Source organism: Acinetobacter sp. NigerLNRRAM0016 (assembly GCF_054112845.1).
In genome coordinates, this window is record NZ_JBSYVT010000005.1 from 115,810 (window position 1) to 135,868 (window position 20,059).

Sequence of the window (20,059 nt, forward strand, 5' to 3'; positions counted from 1 at the left end):
CTGATATTTTATAAAATATCTATATTATTTTTTATACTCTGAGGTAGGTTTTGGAGCGACTCGCTTATCTTCAACATATTCTCGATTGGTCAGATCAGTTCCCATGGCTGGATATGGTTCTTTCGATCTTACTTTTGCTTGCTATTGCATTTCTAACTAATTTTATTGCCAAAAAAATTGTTGTACGCGGTATCCGTAAGCTGATTACAAAAATAAATTCAGCCAATAGTGATATTTTTGCTCAACACCATGTCATTCGCCGTATTGCTAATATTGTACCTGCCGTTGTCATCATGAACGGCATTGTGACTGTGCCTCACCTTTCAGTTAAAATTGTTAACTTGGTACAGATGGCATCACAGGCCTTTATCTTTCTTACCATTGCCCTTGCAATTGGTGAAAGTCTCAACATCTTCAATGCCTTATATCAGCGCAATCCAAAGTCTAGAAATAAACCGATTAAAGGTTATTTACAGCTAGTTAAGCTGGTGATTTTTGTTGTCTGTGGACTGATGATCTTAGGCACATTCTTGAAAAAAGATGTGTTTACCCTATTGGCCGGTTTTGGTGCCATGGCTGCGGTCCTCATGTTGGTGTTCCAAAATACCATTTTGTCCTTGGTGGCTTCGGTTCAGATTTCATCTTATGACATGGTCCGTATTGGCGATTGGATCGAGATGCCGTCTTTGAATGCCGATGGTGATGTAATTGATATGTCGCTACACACCGTGACGGTTCAGAACTTCGATAAAACCTTCACCACCATTCCAACCAACAAGCTGGTGACCGATACCTTCAGAAACTGGCGTGGTATGGCTCAGGCAGGTGTACGTCGCATTAAACGTTCTATCTTTATTGATCAAAGTAGTGTTCATTTCATGAGTAATGATGAACAGAAGAAATTAAAAGATTTTTTACTTTTAGATCAGTATTTAGATACCAAACAAGAAGAACTGGAAGAGTTTAATTTACAACTCTCGAATCAATCGATTTATAACCAGCGTCGCTTAACCAACTTGGGAACTTTTCGTGCCTATGTCGAGTTCTATCTAAAGCAGCATCATGGTATTTCTCAACATCAAACCATTATGGTGCGCCAGCTTCAACCGACCAGCGAAGGTCTACCATTGGAAATTTATTGCTTCGCGAACACAACTGTCTGGAAAGACTATGAAGCCATCCAAGCCGATATTTTTGATCATCTGATTGCGATTTTACCTGAATTTGGTTTGAGAATTTATCAAGCCCCTTCTGGTTCAGACATGAAAATACTGGCTCAGCACACGGCGCAGGCTACGCATGACTATCATGTAGAACGCTCCACCTCACATAGTTAAATTAAAAAATCCCCTCGCTTTGAGGGGATTTTTATATCTAAGTATTGTCACAAATATTTCTATCTTCGTTAAGCGATGACACCATTCATTCACTAACCGCTGCATGCTCACAATAATCAAAATACTCTAATTTAAAGCTTTGTACGGCTTGTTGCTTTTGAATGTCATTTGGAAGTATCGGTAGATCGTAAGCATCCTCTACGATGGCTTCATATAAGTCCCGTGCTCCATCATCGTATTCAAGAGCAATTTGTTTTTGAGCAAGCAGTGGCACTTCATCCTGTCGTTCTTGCATTACATTGCCTGCGACAATTGCAATGGCTTCGCATAGGCTGATATTGTCCTGCATAGAGGCACATAACGTTCCAGAATACAAAAAGCAGCAACACATTATAATTTTTTTCATAATGCACCTGTTTTATATGCTTTAGGTCTATTTTAAGCGCCAAAATGCGAAGCTGTTGTAATTTCTTGTTGGACTCAACTTGAAAATGAGCCCTTTTTTAATCATCACCACTTTAGTACAAACAAGACTTAGCGTTTACTTAAGACCAGCTTCAGTGCAAATAACAAGAAAATTGCGCCTGTAATTTGGTCTAAACGTTTGACAATTCTAGGCTGTTTTAAAAACTTAGAGATAGGCTGCATCATAAAAATAAGGACTGTAGACCACAGGAATCCTAATACAACGTGAATGGCAACCAGCCCCATAATCCACAAGAATGGGTTTACAGCACTTGGAATGAACTGCGGCAAGAAGGTCACATAAAACAAACCAACTTTAGGATTCAAGATATTGCAGAAAAACCCCTTTAAAAACCAATTAGTTGTGCTTTGGACTTCAATTTTATTTTCTAAACTGCTGCGCGGTTTAATTAACAATTGTAAACCGAGCCATGCCAAATAAGCGGCTCCCACCCACTTTAATAAATTGAAGGCAAGTTCGGATGTCGCAAGAAGCGCGCCTAAGCCACAAGCAACAATTACCCCCCAAATAATGCAGCCAAAGTTAATCCCCAAAGCTGTTTGAAAAGCCTTTTGACGATTCTCAACCGTTGCCGTGCGGATAATCAGCGTGGTATCAAGACCAGGTGTAATGGTCAAAATAATGATCGCGATGGTATAAGGTATAAGTATTTCGAGCATGGCTGACTCATTTTCTTGAAGAAAACATATGTCGAATAGATTAATACGTTTCAATCCCTACAAGAAAGTTCACATACAAAAAAATTGATAAAAACTGACTTGAATATGATTTTAGGGACAATCGTGCTGATCATTAAGCGCTTAGTACTACAAAGTTGCTTAAATCTTTTAAGGCATGAGTTTTAGGACTATGTTAGATGTCCCCAAATGTTTAAGGTCTACCGAAGTAGACCTTAATAGATGATTCTTGAAAATCTAATAGGAATAGTGCTTGGAAATATTAATGTGAATTTTTTACTTCCCATACTGAAGTCACATCAGCGCCATCTATGACAAAATCAACGACTAAACCGTCAATTGGTAAGTTGCTCGGATCATTCCACTGCTCCACCGCAAAATAATACCACTCACCACATTCATCTCGAATCATACCCAATTGAGTTTGGGAATCGTACCGTTCTACACATCCACGCATATTGTCACCTTTATTATTCATTCAATTATTTAAGTTAACAATTACAGGTTCTTAACAACTTAAACTCGCCTGTATCGATAAAAATATTATCATTTTTTTTAGAAAAAACATGATTTTTTTATAACTGAGATCACATTTTTTATTATTTTAAACAACTATTCCTGTTCAAGGCATGACTGTCAAAGAGCAGCATGCCTTTTTCACCCTATTGGTAGTCAATGTTGATCACTTATCCCACTTGGAAATAGTGCTTATCTGTCACCAAGGTAATTTTAAGCTTTTTATAATATCTGCTCAGTGGCTCATCTTTGCCTTTAATAATTTGATCAGCAAATTTGTCATCTTGCATCAACATGGCATAAGTTTTATAACCAAAAATGAGACAGCTTGGTATTTTTCCACTTTGGATAAATTCATCAATCAGTTTGTTTATTTTCTTAACAGATAAATCGTTCATATGCTTTTAAAGTCTCAGATTTGGCTTACTTTTTTTATAATTTAGAAATGTGACAAGTGTATGAAGTTTTCTAGAAACTAGGATTATGTTGTAAAAAAGGATTAAGCCTAACGGTGTTTGATCAAAAACCCTTAACGAACTTAAGCAGGTGGTTTAAATCCAAAGTATGAAAAACTTTTTGAGAATCAGTAGATGAGAGTTTCACATGTTAAACTCATCATCTGAGAAAATTGTGCATGATTTTCATCTTTGCGAACGATGCTGACCAAGATACAGTTTCATGCTTTTTTATTTAAATATTTCATATATCTTATTGTAATTCTAATACTTTAAAATATAGCAACTTTACCAAGAGGTGAATATCAAATGCTCAGATGGTTTGAAAAGCGTGTAGATCCTTATCCCAGCAAAGGTTTGAATGATCCACTGCCAACAACTTTCTTTGCATTTGTTTGGCGTGCATCTAAAGGCGTTCGACCATATTTACTTATTTTAGTGCTGTGTACTGCTGGTGCAGCCAGTTTTGAAGCATTGCTCTACGCCAAAATTGGAGATTTGGTCAACTGGCTTAGTAAAAGCCACCCTGATACTTTTTTGGCTGAACATCGCCAAAATTTAATCTTGCTGAGCATGATCTTACTGGCAAATATCTTTTTTGCTAACTTCCAGTCCATCATTAAACATCAAATTTTGTTTAGTAGCTTCCCTATGCGATTACGCTGGAAGTTTCACAATCTTTTGCTCCAGCAAAGCCTAGATTTTTTCCATAATGATTTCGCGGGACGACTGTCTGCCAAAGTGATGCAAACCGCGCTTGCCGTGCGTGAGTTCTGGATGATTCTGGGTGACATGTTGGCTTATGTGCTGATTTATTTTTTTACGGTCAGTATTGTACTCGGCTCAATTTCGCCATTTCTAATCATTCCTTTATTGGTGTGGCTTGCCCTATTTTTACTTGCGGCATGGTTTTTCATTCCACGACTCAGCAAAATTTCAAATGAACAGGCAGATGCTCGTGCGGTAATGACGGGGCGTGTGACCGATGCCTATACCAATATTCAAACCGTAAAGCTGTTTGCCCATGCTGGTCGCGAAAGTCAGTACGCCAAATCATCCATGCAAGAATTTATGCGTACGGTGTATAAGCAAATGCGTTTGGGTTCAGGCTATGAAATGAGCATTAACTCACTCAGTATTGTGCTTTATGCTGGCGTGCTGGGTACGGCATTATGGCTTTGGATTGAAGGTCGTGCAGAACTGGGCATTATTGCGGCAACCACCGCCATGATTCTAAAACTCAACAGTATTGCTGAGTTTATGATGTGGCAAACGTCTGCTTTGTTTGAAAATGTCGGCACCATTCAGGATGGCATGAAAACTTTAGGGCGCCCTATCAGCATTCAAGACAAGCCCAATGCCACCACTCTGGATGTTAAACATGGCGAAATTAAGTTTGAAGATGTCTGCTTTGCTTACAATGAAAAAAATGTCATCGATCACTTTAACTTGACTATTCGCCCAGGTGAAAAAATTGGAATTGTGGGACGTTCAGGTGCAGGTAAATCGACCCTGATTCAGCTGTTATTGCACTTTTACAGCATTAACCAAGGTCGTATTTTAATTGATGGGCAAGATATACAAGATGTCACCCAAGACAGTTTGCGTAAAAGCATTGCCCTTGTTACCCAAGATACATCACTGCTGCATCGTACCGTTGCGGAAAATATTAAGTACGGACGTCCCGATGCCAGCGATGCAGAAATGTTTGAAGCCGTGCGTAAAGCCAAAGCTGAAGACTTTATTCCGCAACTCTCAGACCTACGTGGTCGTAAAGGCTACGAAGCCTATGTCGGTGAACGTGGCGTTAAGCTTTCAGGTGGACAACGACAACGTATCGCGATTGCTCGTGTCTTCTTAAAAGATGCACCTATTCTTATTTTAGATGAAGCGACCAGCGCCTTAGACTCTGAGGTTGAAGCGGCAATTCAATCAAGTCTAGATGATTTAATGCAAGATAAAACTGTCATTGCGATTGCACATCGACTTTCGACCATTGCGCAAATGGATCGTTTAATTGTGCTCGATCAAGGACGAATTGCGGAACAAGGCACACACGATGAACTGGTCGCCTTAAATGGCATTTACGCCCAGTTATGGCAACGCCAAACAGGCGGTTTTTTAATTGAACAACAGCAAATAAACAAAAAGGATAGTGCTTAATGTTGTATTTGGAAGATCTACAGGTCGGAGACCGTTTTGTAAGTCGTGCTTATGAAATGACTTTAGATGAAATCAAACAATTCGCACAGCAATTTGACCCCCAGCCTTTTCATACCGATGAAGTCAAAGCGGCTCAACACCCGATTTTTCAAGGAATGGCTGCTAGTGGATGGCATACTTCAGCCGTAACCATGCGCTTGTGGACAGAATGTTTTCCTGTTGCATATGGTTTAATTGGCTCAGAAGCCCAAGTCCGTTGGCCTAGACCGACCCGTGTCGGCGATCAAATTCATGTAGAAGTTGAAATTACCGAGATTAAACTCTCTAAATCCAAACCTGATCGAGCGATTGTGACTTATACCACTGAAACCATAAATCAACATGGTGAAGTGGTGCTGCTTGGGAATACCAAAATTCTAGTGTTTAGTAAAAGTTATCAACCCGAAATATAATCTTTCAGGATTCTAAAACCATGCGTGGTTTTAGAATCACCTTTTTCGGTTTGTCGAACAATTTATCAGGGGCATACTGCTATTTCATGCCAATATAAAAAACTGACTTGATATAACAACATTAAACGTGCAATGGATCGCGCATGAATACTATTTCGTCTAGACAAGACCAAGGAATTCCAGGGGTCTATGGTCTGTTACTTTTAGATGTCGTGTCTCGCTGGGGATATACAGCTGATACCTTATTTGCTCCATTTCAGCTAGATAGTGAAAAATTAGCTGAACCCGATTTTAGAATTTCAACACCCGTAGCCAATGCTTTAATTCAACATGCCAAAAGCTTAACGGGTGAATCGACGCTGGGTTATCATTTGGGTACGCAAATGCGTATCTCCATTCATGGCTTTATCGGTTATGCCATTATGACGGCGCATGACATAAGCGATGCTTTGGTACTGGCAAACCGTTTTGTGCAATTGCGACTACCTTTCCTACAAATCTACTTTTCTACCTTTGCAGAAAAAGCCACTTTACAGCTCCGAAGTGATGTCACCATAGAACCCTTACGTTCAGAAATTTGTATTGCTTTGACCATTGGTATTATTTCCATGGCCAAAGCCATTACGGGTGTAACGGATTTAGGCGGTGAAATTGACTTTGATTTCCCACAACCTGAAGGCTTTGAACGCTATATTACCAAGTTCCCGAATCATCAATTTCGCTTTGACCAACCGCATTTGTTAATGAGTTTTGATAAGAAATATCTGGCGCTGAAAATGGTCAATGCCGACCCGATTGCCAGCCAAATTGCGATTAACCAATGTGAGGCTGAACTTTCAGCTTTAGGTGAGCGCAGACGGCTTTCTATGGCAGTTCGAGACATTTTGACCCACTCGGAACAGCATTATTTAAGCATCGAACATGTTGCCTATCGTCTGCATATGTCAGATCGAACCCTAAAACGCCAGCTTGCGACCGAAGGCACTTCATTTTCAACTATTGTCGATGAAGTCCGTTATCGGCATGCAACCTCATTACTCTCTCGAACCGATTACACGCTTGAACAAATTGCAGATGAATTAGGCTATAGTGATGTAGCGAATTTCAGTCGTGCTTTTAAACGCTGGAGTGGACGCAGTCCAAGTAATTGGCGTAAAGATCCATACCTATAAGCCTTTTGTTTTGCTGTAAAAACCTGTATAAAGCATGACAAAAATAAATGAATACTTTGAGGAGTCATCATGAATCATCCTTCGGATTTGAAGTATGCGAGCACGCATGAATGGGTGAAAATTGAAGGTGATCTTGTTGTAACTGGGATTTCAGACCATGCGCAGGATGCCTTAGGCGATTTAGTTTATGTCGAAATGCCAGAAGTAGGTCAGCAAATTACGGCTGGCGAACAGGCTGGTGTGGTTGAATCAGTGAAAACTGCTTCTGATATTCATGCTCCTGTTTCAGGTGTAGTGGTTGAAGTAAACACTGCACTTGAAGATGACCCTGACTTTGTTAATGACGAGCCATACGGCAAAGGCTGGATCTATAAAATCAAGCCAAATAATCTTGATGATGTGAATGCATTATTATCAAGTGCGGACTATGAAGCGGGTCTATAAGCCCTTTATACGTTTCTGCTCTTAAAAAAAATCAGCCTTAAGGCTGATTTTTTTCATGCTTTAAATTTATATAATGATCAAAATGTGAGAATAAAGGTTTTAAAACTGCATTTTTGCTAATGTAATTTTTACAAAATATCAGTTTACTTTATTTATCCACTGTAATTGTTTATGATATGAGCACATCTTCATGACCTTGATACCCACAGGGAATACATAAAAAGTGATAACAGCATTGTCATGATTCCCTTTTTCGTTCTAGGTTAACTATGTCGCAATCAACTTCTGTTCAACTATGGAATAAGTCTTTTATTCTATGTTTGGCCAATAATTTATTTTTATTCGTCTTTTATTTTGCCCAAACCACCATCTTACCCATCTATATTTTAAAAGACTTACACGGCAGTCTGGCTCAAGCAGGGCTTGCCATGACCTTATTCATGGCATCATCTATTGCAGTGCGCCCATTTAGTGGGCTCATCATAGAAAAATTTGGTCGAAAGAAAACGCTTTTTGTTTCCGAGTTTTTATTTTGTCTATTTTCAGTTGCCTATATCTTTGCAGATAACTTAGAAGTCTTGCTCTGGTTACGGTTTTTGCACGGTATCTGGTTCAGTATTTTAACCACCGTGACCGTTCCTATTGCCAATGAATTTATTCCAGATTCACGTCGTGGTGAAGGCATGGGCTATTTTGTGATGTCAGTCAATTTAGGCATTGTCTTGGGGCCCTTAATTGGACTGTCTTTAATTCAGCCACTCTCTTATGCGCTGGTCGCGACAATTCTAGCGGCTATTGTCTGCCTTGGTTTTGTGTTTTGTTTCTTAATTCCTATTCGCACGGCAGTTACACCGAAAGATACTCAAGCAAAGAAACGCTTAACCGTACATGATTTTATCGAGAAAAAAGCCTTGCCTGTTTCAGTCATGGCAATGCTGGTGTCTTTTGCTTATGCCAGCATTATGTCCTTTATCTCGACTTATGCATCCTCAAAAAACTTATTGGCGTATGCCAGTCTGTTCTTTATCGTATTTGCTATTTCGATGATGAGCCTACGCCCCTTCACAGGCAAAATTTATGACCGCAAAGGTCCTAGCTATGTGATTTATCCCGCCTTGGCTTTATTTTCACTGGGTTTAGTTATTCTTAGCCAAATTGATAGTTTAATCGGATTTATGTTTGCAGCAGTTCTGATTGGGATGGGATTTGGGTCAGTACAACCATGTTTACAAACACTTGCTATTCAACGCGCTGAACCACAGCGTATTGGTCATGCAACCTCCACCTTTTTCACCTTTTACGATTTAGGAATTGCTTTAGGCTCAATCCTCTTAGGTATTTTAATTACCGGACAAGGCTATAGCGTGTCTTATATCTTATGTGCCGTGATTGTATTGCTGAGCCTTGTCTTTTATAAATTTTGTGTAAGCACATCACCAAAAATACGATAAAAATAAAGCCCCTTTTCAGGGGCTTAGAACGAGCAATTTCACAATTACATTTTAGTGTTGCTGTGCTTTCAACTGCACAGCCGCTTCCAATAAGAGTTGCTCAGTTTTTTCCCAACCAATACAACCATCAGTTACAGATTGCCCGTAGATCATGTCACAAGAAATCTTTTGATTTCCTTCAACCAAATGACTTTCCAGCATGACACCACGTACTTGCGTTTCTGCACGTTCTTTCACGATTTGGCGTAGCACTGCTGGCTGTAATGCAGGATTCTTGCTGCTATTCCCATGGCTACAATCAATCACAAGCGCAGGCAAATCCCCTTTTACTTTTGCTTTGATTTTGCTGATTTCTTCAGCCTGATAGTTAGGGCCTGTATTTGAACCGCGTAAAATCAAATGTGCCAATGGATTGCCATGTGATTGCAATACGCAAGGTAGACCTGATTGGCTCATGCCCAAGAATTGATGCACATTTGACGCAGATTGAATCGCATCCAGTGCAATTTGGATTGAACCATCTGTCCCATTTTTAAAACCAATGCTGTACGGCATTTGGCTTGCAATTTCACGATGAATTTGTGATTCGCTGGTACGTGCACCAATTGCACCCCAAGCCAGTAAATCATCAAAGTAAGCCGTTGCCATCGGACTTAAAATCTCGCTCGCAATCGGCAAACCCATTTCAATAATATGTAGATACAGTTGGCGTGACTGTTCTAAGCCCGCTTGTAAATCTGATGATCCATCTAGATCAGGATCATACATAAAACCTTTCCAGCCTACTGTTGTACGTGGCTTTTCAATATAAGCACGCATTACCAGAAAAATATGATCAGAAACTTGCGCTTGTAAGTGTTGTAATTTTTGCGCGTATTCCAAAGCAGCAACAGGATCATGAATAGAGCAAGGTCCAGTAATGACCAAAAGACGTTGATCTGTACCAGCCAGAATGTTTTGAATAGTTTGACGATGTTCGGCAATCTGAGCCGCAAGTGACGCAGAAAGAGGAAGTTGTGCTTTGAGTTGCTGAGGCAAACTCAATAGTGTTTCTTGTGAAGTCGGTTGATGTTGTAGTGCAGTATTTAGAGCGTTCATCGGTTTTTTCCTTTGGACTGTTGAATCAGTCCGATCTTTTATTTGTGCGTTTTGGGTCTATGGGACGATAAGGATTGAGTCATAAACTGACTAAAGTAAAACCAATAACCGTTGCTAAAATATGAAGTGTTAAATGCGTACATGAGAATCTCCTAAAAAAATTATAAAAAACAAAGCATAAAAAAACCTGACCGGGGTTGCCGATCAGGTATTAACTGGTGGGCAACCTTTATTTTGCCCAAACGCGTTCAGGCAATTATCTAAACTGCCAGAAATAAAAATAAGCGTTTGTCATTAAAGGTTGCTTTAACATCTTTGTTTCATCAAAAAAGTATCTGAAAATAAAAATACGCTTTATTCCTACGTTTGACAACCTTTATTTTACGAAAAATAGTTATGCCTAAAGTAACTTTTACTTATCAATCAACAGCGTGATCTACAGCTTAAACCCAGCGCTGCGCAAACTTTTTCCAGCCTTGTTTCAATTCGGCTTTCCAGTCATTGGGTAAAGAACATTTGGCAAGTCGAACCCATACGCTGGCAAATTGTCGCGTAAAACTGGCTTCGTTGTAATGGATGCCATACTCTGCACATAACGCTTTAATTTTGGGTGCGACTTCTGCATAACGGTTGGCAGGCATGTCTGGAAACAAATGGTGTTCGATTTGATGGCTTAAATTTCCACTGAGAATATGCAACCACTGTGTGCCTGTGAAATTGCTCGAGCCTCTAATTTGGCGTAAATACCAATCTGCACGGGTTTCATTTTCGGTATTGTCTAGCTCAAAGGTCTCAGCATCTTCAGTAAAATGTCCATTAAAAATCACAGCTGAAGCCCATAAGCTCCGGATAATATTGGCGACTGCATTTCCTGCAAAAACTGGAATGGCATTCGGTCCTGCAATTAAGGGAAAGAACACATAATCTTTGATTACTTGTCGTTTTACTTTCTTACGTAATTTGACTGCATCCTGCCAAACTTGACCCCATGTTTTGGTTTTATAGGCCAACACGTCTTCCAGATGTAAATTCTGTACGCCCACATACCACTCAAAGAAAACCATTAACTGGATGGCAAGTGGAATATTGAATAAAAATCGGGGTTCCCACAGCTGACTTTCACTGACACGAATCAAACCATAGCCCACATCATGGTCCTTACCAACAATATTGGTATAAGTATGGTGTACATAATTGTGGGTATATTTCCAGTCATCGCCTGTGGCAATGGTGTCCCAGTCATAGTTTGCACCGTTTAGGCTCGGGTCGTTCAGCCAATCAAATTGACCATGCATGACGTTATGTCCCAACTCCATGTTTTCGACAATTTTGGAGACGCCTAATAAACCTGTTCCCAATAGCCACACAGGCGGCAACCAACCTGCAAACATCAACATGCCGCGAGAGGTAATTTCACTATAACGGACAAAATTTCGGATTTTGTAGATATACGCAGCGTCTTGTTCGCCCAAACTTTGCATTGTTTCGTGGCGAATGGCTTCGACCTTAGCACCAAAGGATTGAATTTCTTCATCACTTAAATAGCGCGATTTACTGTTACTTTGAAAATTTACGGGTTTATTCATTTTATTTGTCCCTAGATTCAACACTTATAAATTAATGACTACTGGGCTAATTGCCTGCGAAATGCAGAGTTTGATTTGAGTATTGCTCTGCTCATCCACTTCCCCTGTAAGCACATTGCGTACCGCCCCCTGAACTTTGGTGCACGAGCACGTATTGCAAATGCCCATGCGACAACCATGGGCAGGTTTAAGCCCAGCTTTTTCTGCACTTTCGAGCAAATTGGTATCAGCTAGAAACTCTTGCTGGGCACGTAAAAATGTTACGGGCTGTGCCTCAAGGGTTTCATCAATCTGAATTTGAAAGAATTCTGTCTTGAGCAAATGCGAAATACTGTGAACTGCATAAAGCTGTTGCACACTTTTCATCATATTCTGTGCACCACAGGCATAACATTCGCGCTGAAAATAGTCTGGTACGAATTGCTGGAGTAATGGCTCGCTCAAGTGCTGTGAATTTTGCAAGGTATTAAATGGATAATATTTAAACTGCGGATATTGCACAGTTAAGGCTTCGAGTTCTGCATGGTAAGCATTGTCACGATTAAAATACAGCAAATCGACTGGAGCACTTGTCGATGTCAAAGCCTGTTTTAGCAAAGCGTAAATCGCTGTAATCCCACTGCCAGAAGCGAGGAAAAGCGTTGCTGTTCCAGTGTGTTGTTTCAACACAAACTCACCTTGAGCTTGTGAAATTTCGAGGACTGTGCCCAAAGCAAGCTGAGTCACTGTATTGGATACTAATCCTTGTTGTTTAACCGCAATTAGCAAATCTCCATTGTCTAGAATTTCGACCAAGGAATAGCTACGCTGCTGCCGAACACCTGCGATCACAACCGTGAGTAGTAGGCTTTGCCCTGCCTGAGCTTGCTCATGTTTAAAATTTTGATTTGGTCTCAGCTGTAATTGAAAAAAATCATCACTTATTGCTTTGCGCGCAATAAGCTGAGCTTTGACCTTTTTCCAAGCCCAAATGGGATGAAGTTTTTCCGCGACAAAATCTACGAAATCTTCACGTACCCATTCAGGTTGATATTGCACATGATTTCCCATAATTGTACTCATCTGAATCAGTCTATATTTTTATACAACTGTCTTTTATTGCTAATTCAACAATAGGTTTAACTGATTGCCTGCTCTATGTCAGATGAGGACAAAACATGTCATTTGGCATTTATTATCATTTTCTGTCTAACAAAATGTTAGTTTTTGCCAATCGAATTCATGTCCTTTATTTACGAGATATGAAAAACAAATAGTCGCTGGTGTTTGAAAATTTACGTGAGAACTTTTTGGAAACCTAAAATTGAAAGGATTGATAGACCTACATCTCCAATCAAATGCTTTACTCATTTTCCTAATATCATGCCTAAATTTGATGATATTACGGGGAAAATACATTTAAGATGACTTCTATTTCAAATAAAGGTAATCAACATACAGGTGTATGAATCATTTAAATCGATACTTCATTTCTTAGTATTAAGGGCACTATAACTTCAATTTTAATCGTTGAAAGTAACCGTGTTGATTTAAGCGTTACAAGAACTAAATTTACTGCCATATGCAATCTTACTGATCTCTATCAGTTGCACTACAGTTGCCTCTTTTTAAACCTTAATTCAACCATAACAGCATGATAATATGTGCTTATATTGGTAATAATGAATTAGAACAACATGCAAAAAAATAACCGATACTTCTCCTTATTATTATGTGTAGGCATGGGTTCACTCACGGCTTGTAGCCTCCCACCCAATCAGGCCAAGAAAGAGTCAGCTTCAGGCTACCATACGGAACATTGGGTGCAACGCCAAAATGTTGATGCTCAACTACAACAGGGTCTAACTGCCTATTTGGCACTGGATGATGCCTTTATGAGCATTGCTTCGCGTATTCATTTAATTCGTGAAGCCAAATATACGCTCGATTTGCAATATTATATTTGGGAGGATGATTCCCTTGGTCATATGATGCTGTCGGAACTGTTAAAAGCAGCCGATCGTGGCGTGAAAGTACGACTGATGATTGATGACCAGAATGGTACCAAATTAGATCCAATATTAGAAAAGCTGGTCGCACATCCAAATTTCGAGATCAAACTTTATAATCCCTACAAATATCGGAATTTCAGAGTGATGGATTATGCTTTGCGATTGAAGCAAATTAATCACCGTATGCATAACAAGCTGATTATTGCTGATGGTGCCATTGCGGTTACAGGTGGACGTAATATCAGCCGTGAATATTTTGATGCGGGTGATGAATTCCAGTTTACCGATATGGACATCTTGTTCTTTGGCAATGCGGTAAAATCAGCTAATCAGATTTTCATTAATTTTTGGAACAATGATCTAAGTTATTCAGTACAACAGTTGATTGGCGTTGGTACGACTGCGGAGCTGGATGAATTGCGTAAAGGTCATGCCATGAATGATCTGGAAAAAGATCAATTCAAAACCCGACTTGATTTTGCACAAAAGCAAATTATGCAACAACTGCGTGAACGTAATGTTGAATGGGTAAAAGCACGATTTATGGGTGATTACCCTGAAAAAACCTTGGACAATATAGACCATGATAAGCTGCTCTATTCACAATTAAAACAGGCCATGGGTACACCAGAACAACATTTAGAATTGGTTTCCGCTTATTTTGTTCCCACCAAAGATGGAACGGCTTTTCTGAAAGATTTATCTCATCAAAATATAAAAATACGCGTCTTAACCAATGCTTACTTAGCCAATGATGTCGCATTGGTGCATGCCTTTTATCAAAAATATCGTAAAGACCTTTTAAGAAATGGCGTTCAGCTTTATGAGTTTAAGCCTGACATCGAGCGTAAACAGCGAACTTGGTATGAAGTATTAACTGGAAATGTCATTCCTGCCAAAGGTAAAAGTTCGTCACGCTTACATGCCAAATTTTTTGACGTTGATGGGAAAGTCTTTATTGGTTCGTTTAACTTTGACCCGCGTTCTGTCAACTTAAATACAGAAGTAGGTTTAATGGTGGAATCTGATCCTTTACAAAATCGGGTCACGCATGCGCTAGATCGCTACTTGCCAGAGATTGCCTACGAGTTAAAACTCAATACTGAAGGTGAAATCATTTGGATTCAACATCATGAAAATGGGAAAACGACAACCTATGATGTAGACCCGCACACGACCAAATTCCAGCGCTTTGCCTTTAAAAGTTTGTCATATTTGCCAATTGAATGGATGATGTAATGCTTTTGTCATTACATCTATTTTATCTTTAAGCTATTGTTATTTATTGGATTGCGCGAGATTGTATGTCCTAAGCACTATGCTGAATCACGATTAAAGCTAAGCATGACTTCAGCTAGAATATCGAATACTTTCGGATTCATACACTGTGTGACATTAAACCGCATCAAATGTTTGGCATGGGCAGATTGGCTAAAAGCATGCCCGGGTGCCAAGATTAAACCGTGCTGTAAACACCGCCGTGACAATTCAGCCGCATCCATCTGTTCAGGCAAACGACACCAAAGGAAAATGCCAGCTTTGGGAATCAGAACTGGCTCAATATTGAGTTGTCTTAACCGTTGAATACAGGTGCTCATACTACTATTGAGCTTCTTCTTTAATGACTCAATATGCTTGATGTATTGGCTGTCCATTAATGCCGAATAGATGATTTCCGCATTTAAATGCCCACTACTAAAATTCGTCGCAATTTTCAGATCAATATATTTTTCGATATCTTGAGGGTTAGAAACAATATAGCCACAGCGGAGCGATGCCGTTAACGTTTTGGAAAAACTCCCAATTTGAATGACCTGATCAAATCCCATCAGCGTAGAATAGCGTGGTGATGGCAGATACTCAAATTCTGAAAAAATATCATCTTCAACAATCAGCAAGTTTGCCTGTTCTGCCAACTTTGCAACTTGATATGCTCTTTGAATGGATAGCGTTGCCCCAGTAGGATTATGAATACCAGAATTGGTTAAATAGAGTTTGGGTTGATATTGTAATGCTCGTTCAAACTCCTCTACATCTGGACCTTGGGCTGTAAATGGAATCGCGATGGCCTGCAAATGATGGGCTTGAATTAAGGCTTGGAAATTGAAATAGCATGGATCATCCACCAGAATCACATCGCCAGCTTGTAAATGTACCCGAAAAATCAAATCAATCGCTTGAGTTCCTGAATCCGTAATTAAAATTTGCGAAGGATCAACCTGTATTTCATATTGTGCATTTCGACGTGCAATCCACTGCCTTAAGCCCACATGACCATGTGGGATCGGATATTCAACTAACATTTTGACTGAGGATTTTGCAGCTTGCTTAAGTGCTTTACGCAAACTACTTTCAGGCATCCACTCTGGAGGTAACCAGCCACAACCTGGTTTCAGCATTTCATCATTAGCATCTAAAGATTGCCGTGAAATCCATAGTGGATTAATTTCTCGATCATATTGAAAATGAGTAGCCGTTACTTTTTGTGCTAGTGCCTGCCCCTTCACATAGAACCCCGAACCTGCCCGTGCTTCAAGCACTCCCTCTGTAACCAAGCGTGCATAAGCTTCTACCACAGTAGAAATTGAAAATTGCATCTCCTGTGCTAAACGCCGTACCGAAGGTAAGCGTGACCCAGCAACAAAACGTTGATTCGCAATATGTGATTTGATCTGTGTTATCACGATCTCAATTTTGCTTTGCGTATCCATAGGCTGGTTATCAATACTTATTTCAAGACAGTCGCTATTGTATACCAATACAGTTTCTTTATATTGTACTGGATTGTATCTATCTCAAACCGCTAGTTTGCTTTGTAATGGATGTATAAATATTAGAGCGTTTAAGGCATGAAACAACATAATCTTGGATGGTTACATGGGCTATTAGGTGTCATTATTTTTGCGGGTTCTATGCCTGCTACCCGACTTGCCGTTTCAGGATTCAGTCCTGAATTCCTGACTGGCACACGCGCTGTAATAGCCTCAGTATTTGCCATTCTCTGTTTGTATGTCTTTAAACAGCCCATTCCGAATATCAAACAAATCAGATCCTTAGTCCTGATTGCTTTAGGTGTAGTCTTTGGTTTTCCTTTTTTTACTGCACTTGCCCTAGAAAACATAACCGCGGCTCGTGCCCTTGTTTTTGTCGCTTTGCTACCACTTGCAACAGCGATCTTTGCTGTATTGCGTGCAGGCGAAAAACCTTCTATTCAGTTCTGGTTATCTGCAATTTTAGGAAGTAGCTTTGTCGCGCTATTTATGTGGTTTCAAGACCAGCAAGCCTTCCATTTCCGTAGTGATTTATACATGTTAATTGCGGTATTGGCTTGTGGTTTAGGATATGCCGAAGGTGGACAATTGTCTATACAACTGGGAGGCTGGCAAGTGATTTGTTGGGCACTGATTATTGCCTTGCCTTTAATGCTACCTTTATTCGGAATCTATTTTCCGCAAGATTGGGATGCTATTCCAGTGACAGCATATGCGGGATTATTCTATGTTTCTCTGTTTAGCATGCTGATTGGTTTTGTATTCTGGTACAAAGGCTTGGCGATGGGTGGCGTTGCACGCGTTGGACAAATCCAACTGTTGCAACCTTTCCTTGGGCTAATACTTTGCGCTGTGTTCCTAGGTGAAGCAATCGACTTCGCCATGATTGTGGTGTGTTTTGCGGTGATTATTTGCGTATTTTATGCAAAAAAATATGCCTGAATAGCAAAAGCCATATCATCATATTAATCAAGCAAACCAATCTTCGCAAAAAGCTGTTGATACGCTTCAGCTTTTTTCTCTAAGGCTAGTGGATATGCACGTGAAGAAGATGGCATTCTAAATAAGCTAAGCTCCCGTGCAGCATAAACGGCTTCAGAGCTTTTGCCTATGATTGGTTTTTCAGTGCCTTCAGGCATTGAAAGCATTAGTGTATCCGTGGCTTTGTCACCTGTAGTCACAATGCTTTGACATTGTGGAATTTGAGCCAACAGAGCGGTTAAATCTGTCGGTGTTTCGATGTGTAAAAATTTATCAGAGGCATTTTCTTTTAAACGGACAACTTGATACGCCGTATCAAAAATCGCAATGCCTTTTTCAAAGAGAAAATCACGAATTTTTTGCTCATGGAAATTCTTATTTTTCAGATCAAGGAAATGGTCTTTATCTTGAAAAAATATCAGTCCAAAGATGCGCCACATGTCGTTTTGAAAATTTGGGTAATAGAAATCCATTTTCCAGCGTGTCTTTGGTGGTGGAAAACTACCCAACATTAACAACTTTGCTTCTGCAGGTAAAAATGGTTCAAGCGGATGGGTTTCTATTACAGACATGGTAAGAATCAAAAAAGTAAATATTCAGATTATGAAGTTTAGAACTTCATTACGAAAAGCATTAACTTTCCTTATTGTGCAATATTTTACCTTAATTTTATAAGTACTTTTCGTATTTTGACTTGCTACCAATTTTGGAATTGATCTAGATAAAGCCAACCCCATGTGTGAAGTTGGCTCATCTTGCATTAATTGGCTGATTTAAACCTTATGCAATCGCATTTTGCATATTTTTATAATAATTTTTGAGTTTCCGCTTGAGTATTTTTCCACTGGCATTTTTAGGTAATTCAGTCCTGAAAAAGACTTTTTTCGGGGCTTTATAGCTTGATAACCGAGCACGACAGTGCTGCAAGATTTTATTCTCATCTAATTCAGCATGTTCATGTTTAATTATCACTGCAACCACCTCTTCAATCCAATGGTCATGAGGTAGACCAATCACAGCAACTTCTTTAATTCCCTCTAACGTATAAATTACCTCTTCTACTTCACGTGTAGAAACATTTTCACCGCCAGTTTTAACCATATCTTTTATACGATCAACAACATATAAATAACCATGTTCATTGAAATATCCTAAATCACCACTATGAAACCAGCCATTGCTAAAGCTTTCATTGGTTTTTTCAATATTTTGATCATAACCTAATGTTAAGTGACAACTGCGATGGACAATTTCACCGATATGCCCTAACGGTAATATAGTTCCGTTCTCATCCATAATTTCGGTTTGTACATGGAGTGCGGGCTTTCCAACAGATTCAATAAAATGTTCATGATCGTCAGGACTTAATACACTCGCTACAGGTGCCATTTCGGTTTGACCGTAGAATTGCCAAAAGCGAATATGAGGAAGTAATTGTCTTAATTGTTCAATGACCGTGCGAGGCATAGTAGAAGCACCATAGTAAGCTTTAGCCAGTGAACCTAAGTCAACTTGTGAAATGACGTCACTGTTTAATAAAGCAATCCAAGCAGTCGGTGGGCAAAATAGCTTTGTGATCTTTTCTTGGGCAATGGTTCTTAATACTAATTCAGGATCGAAACGTCTGAAAATGTAACTTGTCGCCCCTAAAAATAAATCGACATTGAGAAAGGCATCGAGCTGAGCACAGTGATACAGTGGAAATGCATGAATTTCTTTGTCATTTGCGCTCATTTCACCTTCAATAATACAGGTCGTATATTGCAGAATAAGGCTTTCACTATTTAATAATACACCTTTGGGCAACGATTCTGTCCCACTGGTATACATCATTCGAATCGGGTCATATGTGTTCAGCTCAATTTCTGGCACATCAACCGAAATACTTTTCAAAAAATATTCAAAGTTTTGCCATACGCTAGTTACATGTATTTCATTAAGATTTAAAACAATTTTCTGTGGCTGAGGAAAAGTCAGCTTCCTTGTTGCTTCATAGATGACATGGCACAATTCATCTTCAGCTACAATCATTTTAGGTTGAGAGTGCTCCAGTAAATAAGTGACTTCATTGGCATTCAGCATGAAATTAATGGGTACACCGATGACACCTAAACGTGCAGCAGCATGTAAAATTGCAGGAAATTGCCAACAATTATGCGACATCAAAACCAGCTTATCGCCTTTACTCAATCCTGCTGCATATAAATGAGCCGTGATTTTACTGACTAGCCGATCTAGATCTTTAAAGCTAATTTTTGTCTCACCGTCAATTAATGCGATTTTATCTCCATGGCGTTTTGCACTTCTTCCGATAATATCTGCAATATGCAGTTGTCGTGCACGCTGAATATCCTTAATCATTCCTTTTTTTCCTCTTTTTATATTTCCTGATCTTTTATTTTGTATTTAAAATACAATGGTATAGAAGTTTTTTATCTTATTATTGAAAACTCTATATTTCACATCCTACCAGTTCTA

18 protein-coding genes are annotated in these 20,059 nt (G+C 39.4%); 8 read left to right on the plus strand and 10 right to left on the minus strand.

Going from position 1 to position 20,059, the window contains the following annotated elements; all coding sequences use genetic code 11:
• Positions 1-50: 50 nt before the first annotated feature.
• Positions 51-1,337, plus strand: coding sequence for a mechanosensitive ion channel family protein (locus ACWQ4X_RS05475; protein WP_457902992.1), 1,287 nt, complete (start codon positions 51-53; stop codon positions 1,335-1,337).
• An 85-nt stretch (positions 1,338-1,422) separates the two neighbouring features.
• Here ACWQ4X_RS05475 and ACWQ4X_RS05480 read toward each other — a convergent pair whose 3' ends face one another.
• The 4 genes from ACWQ4X_RS05480 to ACWQ4X_RS05495 all read right to left on the minus strand — a co-directional run bounded on the left by ACWQ4X_RS05480 (position 1,423) and on the right by ACWQ4X_RS05495 (position 3,415).
• Positions 1,423-1,743: a hypothetical protein gene (locus tag ACWQ4X_RS05480; protein ID WP_161933868.1), complete on the minus strand. Its 321-nt coding sequence runs from the start codon at positions 1,741-1,743 to the stop codon at positions 1,423-1,425.
• 128 nt (positions 1,744-1,871) lie between these two features.
• A complete protein-coding gene (locus tag ACWQ4X_RS05485) occupies positions 1,872-2,483 on the minus strand; it encodes a LysE family translocator (protein ID WP_457902993.1) in 612 nt (203 codons plus the stop codon).
• A gap of 280 nt (positions 2,484-2,763) precedes the next feature.
• Complete coding sequence (locus tag ACWQ4X_RS05490; RefSeq protein WP_158293813.1) at positions 2,764-2,958, minus strand: hypothetical protein; 195 nt, start codon at positions 2,956-2,958, stop codon at positions 2,764-2,766.
• 229 nt (positions 2,959-3,187) lie between these two features.
• On the minus strand, positions 3,188-3,415 hold the full coding sequence (locus tag ACWQ4X_RS05495) for a hypothetical protein (protein ID WP_142768712.1): 228 nt from the start codon (positions 3,413-3,415) through the stop codon (positions 3,188-3,190).
• Between the two features lie 366 nt (positions 3,416-3,781).
• Between ACWQ4X_RS05495 and ACWQ4X_RS05500 the strand changes: the two genes are divergently transcribed.
• The 5 genes from ACWQ4X_RS05500 (at position 3,782) to ACWQ4X_RS05520 (ending at position 9,154) form a co-directional block, all read left to right on the plus strand.
• Positions 3,782-5,635, plus strand: a complete 1,854-nt coding sequence (locus tag ACWQ4X_RS05500; RefSeq protein WP_374531003.1) for an ABC transporter ATP-binding protein — start codon at positions 3,782-3,784, stop codon at positions 5,633-5,635.
• Positions 5,635-6,087 carry a MaoC family dehydratase gene (locus ACWQ4X_RS05505; protein ID WP_457902994.1) on the plus strand — a complete coding sequence of 151 codons (453 nt, stop codon included), beginning with the start codon at positions 5,635-5,637 and terminating at the stop codon, positions 6,085-6,087. Before ACWQ4X_RS05500 ends, ACWQ4X_RS05505 begins: the two co-directional genes overlap by 1 nt.
• Before the next feature lie 143 nt (positions 6,088-6,230).
• Positions 6,231-7,259, plus strand: coding sequence for a helix-turn-helix domain-containing protein (locus ACWQ4X_RS05510; protein ID WP_142768709.1), 1,029 nt, complete (start codon positions 6,231-6,233; stop codon positions 7,257-7,259).
• Positions 7,260-7,328: 69 nt separating this feature from the next.
• Complete coding sequence (gene gcvH / locus ACWQ4X_RS05515) at positions 7,329-7,703, plus strand: glycine cleavage system protein GcvH (RefSeq protein ID WP_161933873.1); 375 nt, start codon at positions 7,329-7,331, stop codon at positions 7,701-7,703.
• A gap of 269 nt (positions 7,704-7,972) precedes the next feature.
• On the plus strand, positions 7,973-9,154 hold the full coding sequence (locus ACWQ4X_RS05520) for an MFS transporter (RefSeq protein WP_457902995.1): 1,182 nt from the start codon (positions 7,973-7,975) through the stop codon (positions 9,152-9,154).
• A 51-nt stretch (positions 9,155-9,205) separates the two neighbouring features.
• On the opposite strand, the gene ACWQ4X_RS05525 is transcribed toward ACWQ4X_RS05520, so the two are convergent.
• From ACWQ4X_RS05525 to ACWQ4X_RS05535, 3 genes are all read right to left on the minus strand, one after another.
• The gene (locus ACWQ4X_RS05525; protein WP_457902996.1) at positions 9,206-10,252 is read right to left on the minus strand and encodes a 3-deoxy-7-phosphoheptulonate synthase; all 1,047 of its coding nucleotides are present in this window, start codon (positions 10,250-10,252) and stop codon (positions 9,206-9,208) included.
• A 443-nt stretch (positions 10,253-10,695) separates the two neighbouring features.
• Entirely contained in the window at positions 10,696-11,838 is a 1,143-nt protein-coding gene (locus tag ACWQ4X_RS05530; protein ID WP_457902997.1) for a fatty acid desaturase family protein, read from the minus strand.
• Positions 11,839-11,862: 24 nt separating this feature from the next.
• Entirely contained in the window at positions 11,863-12,888 is a 1,026-nt protein-coding gene (locus ACWQ4X_RS05535; RefSeq protein WP_457902998.1) for a flavin reductase family protein, read from the minus strand.
• Between the two features lie 626 nt (positions 12,889-13,514).
• On the opposite strand from ACWQ4X_RS05535, the gene ACWQ4X_RS05540 reads away from it, so the two are divergent.
• A complete protein-coding gene (locus tag ACWQ4X_RS05540) occupies positions 13,515-15,068 on the plus strand; it encodes a phospholipase D family protein (protein ID WP_457902999.1) in 1,554 nt (517 codons plus the stop codon).
• A 77-nt stretch (positions 15,069-15,145) separates the two neighbouring features.
• Here ACWQ4X_RS05540 and ACWQ4X_RS05545 read toward each other — a convergent pair whose 3' ends face one another.
• Positions 15,146-16,540 carry an aminotransferase-like domain-containing protein gene (locus ACWQ4X_RS05545; protein WP_457903000.1) on the minus strand — a complete coding sequence of 465 codons (1,395 nt, stop codon included), beginning with the start codon at positions 16,538-16,540 and terminating at the stop codon, positions 15,146-15,148.
• Between the two features lie 138 nt (positions 16,541-16,678).
• Between ACWQ4X_RS05545 and ACWQ4X_RS05550 the strand changes: the two genes are divergently transcribed.
• Complete coding sequence (locus tag ACWQ4X_RS05550; RefSeq protein ID WP_457903001.1) at positions 16,679-17,542, plus strand: DMT family transporter; 864 nt, start codon at positions 16,679-16,681, stop codon at positions 17,540-17,542.
• A gap of 23 nt (positions 17,543-17,565) precedes the next feature.
• Here the strand turns inward: ACWQ4X_RS05550 and ACWQ4X_RS05555 are convergent, their stop codons facing one another.
• Positions 17,566-18,153 carry a uracil-DNA glycosylase family protein gene (locus ACWQ4X_RS05555; protein WP_457903002.1) on the minus strand — a complete coding sequence of 196 codons (588 nt, stop codon included), beginning with the start codon at positions 18,151-18,153 and terminating at the stop codon, positions 17,566-17,568.
• A 208-nt stretch (positions 18,154-18,361) separates the two neighbouring features.
• The gene (locus tag ACWQ4X_RS05560) at positions 18,362-19,942 is read right to left on the minus strand and encodes a fatty acyl-CoA synthetase (RefSeq protein ID WP_457903003.1); all 1,581 of its coding nucleotides are present in this window, start codon (positions 19,940-19,942) and stop codon (positions 18,362-18,364) included.
• Positions 19,943-20,059: the final 117 nt, after the last annotated feature.